Origin of the sequence: Clostridium sp., from assembly GCF_051654825.1 — a bacterium.
Lineage (GTDB): Bacteria > Bacillota > Clostridia > Clostridiales > Clostridiaceae > Clostridium.
On record NZ_JBOFYU010000252.1, the window covers coordinates 1 to 5294 of the forward strand.

Annotated in this window: 2 protein-coding genes and 2 pseudogenes; all 4 read right to left on the reverse strand. The window is 30.2% G+C overall.

What is annotated here, in order from left to right; translation table 11 throughout:
- A pseudogene (locus tag ACRDBA_RS15460) lies at positions 1–839 on the reverse strand (tyrosine decarboxylase); the annotation flags it as partial.
- A gap of 2 nt (positions 840–841) precedes the next feature.
- Positions 842–2248: a tyrosine-tyramine antiporter gene (gene tyrP, locus ACRDBA_RS15465; protein WP_438573825.1), complete on the reverse strand. Its 1407-nt coding sequence runs from the start codon at positions 2246–2248 to the stop codon at positions 842–844.
- A 67-nt stretch (positions 2249–2315) separates the two neighbouring features.
- Positions 2316–4946 (reverse strand): autotransporter outer membrane beta-barrel domain-containing protein, encoded by a 2631-nt coding sequence (locus tag ACRDBA_RS15470; RefSeq protein ID WP_438573826.1) that lies wholly within the window; start codon positions 4944–4946, stop codon positions 2316–2318.
- A gap of 124 nt (positions 4947–5070) precedes the next feature.
- Positions 5071–5294 (reverse strand): annotated as a pseudogene (locus ACRDBA_RS15475) (MATE family efflux transporter); the annotation flags it as partial.

The window sequence follows — 5294 nt, forward strand, 5'->3', positions numbered from 1 at the left end:
GCAACAAGCTTATCAATAGTTATTTTTAATTTATCTACATCCATTCTATAATTATTATTAAGCTCAATAGCTACAATATTGTCTGTACCAACACCTAAAACATCAGCAGCTTTTAACCAAGAGTAATGTTTTGTTTCTGGAACAATCCATTTACCTAAATGAGGTAATTCTTTTGATGCAGCTCTAGCTGAATGAGCTTTTAAAATATCCCATTTATTTTCATGATTTTCAATTAAATATATAATTTCTTCAATAGGCATATTCATTAAAGCCCATTCATCTTTTCCTTCTACAAGTTCAGGAGCAACTTCTTTCATAGCTAAAGGCAAAGATTTTAAATTTCTAGCATACCAAATTCCTTCAAAGTTGGCAATAGAACCATCACAACAGATATGTCCCCAACCTTTAACAGGATCAAATCCAAGTAATTTACATAAATCAGCACCAACTTCATCTTCCATGACAGAAGTAGGTTGTGATGATTCATAAGCAACGTTATTCAAATTATAAAGCATAGCACCAAAATATCCAAGTAATCCAGGCATTAAAGTCTCAGAGTTCATATGTCCTAAATATCTTGGAGAATGCCAAGGTGTAGCTCCAGCTCTAAGACGTCTAGATAACTCCTTTAGAACTTCTTCACATCTCTCTGATGTATCTATACACGTTTCACAATTTTTAAAAGAAGTTTTAATAACCTCTTCATCACCAGGTTGATAATTTTTTCTCCACTGAGCATGATCTTCAAATAATCTAACAAGCTCTTTTAAAAAGAAATCCTCATTTTCAGATTTCGGCCCTAAAAAAAGCGCATTTAAATTTACTTCAGTACTTTTCATAATCACTCATCAACTCCTGGTTTAGTTTGTTTTTTCCAAGATTCTTTTTTAAATTTATATATAATTAACGGAGCTACGAATAGAAGTAAAACTCCAATAATCTGTATAAATAAAGATGCGCTATGAAGATTTTCTGGGATATCACTAGATGGAATAATACTAACTATAATTGTTAATATAACACCAATCATACCTAAAGTAACAGTTATCCACATACCTACTTTACCTCCAGGAACTGGAACGGATCTTACAACATCAGGTCTTTTATATCTTAAAATAACTTCTGCTACTAAGATAAAAATATAAACGATACAGTAAAGAACAGTAGTTAACATCAATATAATTATAAATCCTGTATTAATAGCAGGAACAACTATATATAAAAGAGTAACTAATGTAATAACCGCTGCTTGTATTAAAATAAATGTAACAGGAATATCATCCTTATTTCTTTTTTGAAAAATAGGAGGTAACAAACCAGCATCGGCAACTTTAATCATTGCTTTTGATGGACCTAAAACCCAAGCGTTTAATTGAGCGAAAACTCCTAAAGCAATCATAAGAGCTATTACATTTGTTGCCCAAGGAATTCCTAATGCATTAAAATATATTTCAAATGGTTGTGTAATAATAGCTAGATCAATTTGACCAGCTGGAATAGCATTTGCTTCTGTTAAAGATGCAATTAAATTAAATATAACCATTAAAAATATTGTAATAAATACAGCTATTGGATAGTTTCTTTTTGGATTTTCAATATCATTGGCATGAACAGAAGCAATTTCTAATCCAGCAAAAATAAAGATAACACCAGCAAAGAATGAAAGCTTATCCAAAGAATCTAAATTAGGAATAGCAGTTTCCCAATTTAAAGGTCCTAGGTTAACATTACCTATTTTAAAAGAATACCAAAGACCTAAAACAATAAGCAAAATAGCGGGGATATATATTCCAATAACAGCACCCCAAGTACTAATCCATTTACCAAATTGTGCTTTAAAATTTAAAAGTGTTATAAACCAATATGTAACAATAACGGTAACAACAATGAAAATATTATTATTAGCAAGTTCGGGTTTGCTAATAACGTAAGGAATCATTGATGCAAAGGCCGTTGAAACCATAACCATACCAAAAAACATTTGAACCCATAATAACCAAGCAGTAACAAAGGCCCATTTTTCACCTAATGCTTCCCTTACCCAAACTTGAGGACCACCCTCTTCAGGCCATCCAGTAGCAAGCTCTGCGGCAACAAGCGATATAGGAATAGCGAAAAAAATAGCAGCAGCAAGCATATAGAAAATACCATACCAACCAACACTAGCAACAGTAGGAATATTTCTTATACTTCCATAGAAGGCGATACTAATTGCAATTAACTGAAACAATGTAATTTTTTTATTCATATTGATACCTCCTTTTTATAAATTCGACTGAGTATACGTAATAATATTGTAAATTCCTACTTAAATATTAAAAAATATAACTTATTCCAGCACCAATTCTCCAAGAGTTATCTTTAGAAAATTCGTATAAATAGTTAGTATATATAGAAAGTCCTGTTTGAAGTTCCCCAACTTTAACATTAATTCCAATTTCTTGAGAAAATCTATTTTTGTTATTTATATCTATAGAACCAGTTTCATTTCCCAAAGATTGCACTTTAAATTTCATATTTTTATCAATATTGTTTAAGTCTTGTTTTAGATATCCAACTAAAGAAAGTTTAACTCCATAGTTTTTAATATCAAATTTTTTTCCTAAATCTCCACCAAGATAGAAAGTATTTAAGAATCCATTTAATTTATCTAAGTTAAGATTATATGTTCCATTGTGTTCATCAATACTTTTTTGAAATACTCCCATTGATTGGAATTTTCCAATTGGTTCTACATAAAAAGAGTTCCAATTAAATATTTTTGATATTTTTCCCATTCCACCAACATAGAAAGTTTTAATTTTAGAATCTAAACTTTCATTGAAATCTACAGTTTTAACAGATGTTAAAGTATCATTGTATTGAGAGTAATCAAATTGAATATTTCTATCTAAATCGCCTTTAGAATATCCAAGAAATAAAGCTCCAAGTCCATTAAAATTATTTTTATTATAGTTTAAATAACCTGTTCCTTGAAATAAATTATCCTCACGTTTTCCGTAGTCATTTTTAAATTTGTCACTTAATCGAGTATAATTAAGAAGCCAACCACTACTGATAGAAGAGGTTAAAGGATAGTTTTTACCAATAAAAAGACTATTTAACTCTTGATTATACTCAAGAATATTGTCATAACCACTTTTATTAACTTTTTCAAAAGAGTATCCGAAAATATATCTCTCTTTAGATAAAACTTTTGGAATTTCAGTTAAATGAGATAAAATATTATTGTTTCCAAACTCTATGGCATCTCTAGTTTGATAAATAAGAGATGGGAAATATCCACGACCAAAAATTTCATTTAAATAATTTTCAAAATGATCACTACTTTTAGAAGATAGAATTATATCAAATAATCTATCTTTAGATGGATTTTTAGAATCGTAATAGATATTTTCTAAATAATTACCTAAAGGATCATTTGTAAGAACAGAAAAGCTAAGTTTACTAAAGATAGCTTCATTTCCATGTAGAATTAATTTATAGCCGTAGAGATTGCTTTTTATCTCTTTTGCAGATTTTATAATGGTATTATCTAGAGTAGCTTTACTCATAAGATTGTAGTTATTTCCCATATAACTTTTTCCTAAATAAATAGTTTCAATAGATTTTTTTTCAGAAGAGGTAACAATAGAACCACCTTTCTCCATAACTAAATTACCACCTCGATATATTAAAGGGAGATTATTATCAGTAGGTTTAACTATTTTACCCCAGTTATGAAGAGTACCTTTTCCATTTAATAAAATACCATTTTTATTTAGGTTAATTACACCACTTGGTTCATTTGTTCCAATTGCTGAATGACCAAGTTGGAATGCAAAACTTCCATCAGTATATATCTCTTGAGGAGCAGGTGGATTGATGTTAATAAGTCCAAAGTTTTTTAGAACAGTATTTTTTCCACCACTCATTCCTGAATAACTTCTACCATTTATATTTATAGTACCATTATTTATTGCGACTCCAGCTTCAGAAACACCCATACCACTAGAAACAATATTGTTTGGATTTTTTCCAGTGTCATCCATTGTTAAAGTCCCATTATTTATAATAGTTCCTCCAGGTGAAAACATACCAAAGTTAGTGTTATATGTTTTTATGATACCATCATTAACTCCAATACCACCTTCAGAAGCACAAATACCAATATTCCCATTAGTTATATCAATAACACCTGTTGATGAGTTAGTAAAGTGTCCCTTTCCAATAACTTGAACTCCTTGATACCCTTTACCAGAAATAGTACCGTTATTAATTCCTGTTGTATTTCCATAAATTTGAATACCAGTTGCGTAGTATGAATTTAAGTGAATATTTCCGTTGTTGATTCCTAAACCGTCACTGATAACATTGATACCAGTTCCATAAAGACCATTAATATTTATATTTCCATCATTAATAACAGTTCCACCACCAGAAGCTTGCATTCCAGTTGTAGTAGTATTATGAGGATTATTATCAATAGTTAAAGTATTTTTGTTAAAAAGAGTATAGCCAGTTAGAATGCTACCCATTCCAACAAAATGATCTTTGTTAATAGTAAAATCACCCATTAAAGGAGCTTTGTCTGTGTATAAAGTTTTTCCAGGATAATAATATTTACCATAGAAAATATATCCATTTTTAGGTGATGGAGTAGTATGAGGTTGTTCTGGAGGTTCAACTTCATGGGCGTGATCTGTAGATGGGTGTTCTGGTGTGGGAGGCGTAGGAATAATAGGTGGAGCAGGTGGAAGAACTGGTTTTTGAGGTGGAACAATAGGTGGAAGTGTAATAGCTTGAGTTGATAATTTGAAATAAGAGTTGTTAGTTTGACTCATAGGTCGAGTGTTGTCTTTAAAGTAATTATAATCCGACCAAAAGATGAGGCCACTTTGCTCTTGGGCAAAGACACTGGACGTTTGTAAAGTTACTGCAAGTAGTAAAAGATTAAAATTTTTCATAACTTTTCCTCCTGACGAATAAAATATTGTGCACTATTAAACAAAAAGTACTATACATAGAAAAGAATTGAAATCCTTCTTTTTTGTTTGGAAATTTATACCAAATAAAAAAGAGTTAGAATAACTAACTCTTTAATGGATTCTTATAAAATTTATCATGGTAGATTTTAATAAATATTGCTGCTTCAACAGTCCATTGTAATGATGTTATCCACCAGAAATATGTAACAGGCATTCTTTTTAAATATATAAAGTAATACATTAAAGGTAATCTTATACACCAGTTACAAAACAATACTATTCTAAATGGAGTTTTAGTATCTCCCATTCCTTTAAGGGCACCTGAAA

What these genes read in the sequence shown, in the direction of transcription:
- tyrP (WP_438573825.1), bottom strand. Translation starts at nt 2,248, where the DNA reads ATGAATAAAAAAATTACATTGTTTCAGTTAATTGCAATTAGTATCGCC.
- ACRDBA_RS15470 (WP_438573826.1), bottom strand. Translation starts at nt 4,946, where the DNA reads ATGAAAAATTTTAATCTTTTACTACTTGCAGTAACTTTACAAACGTCC.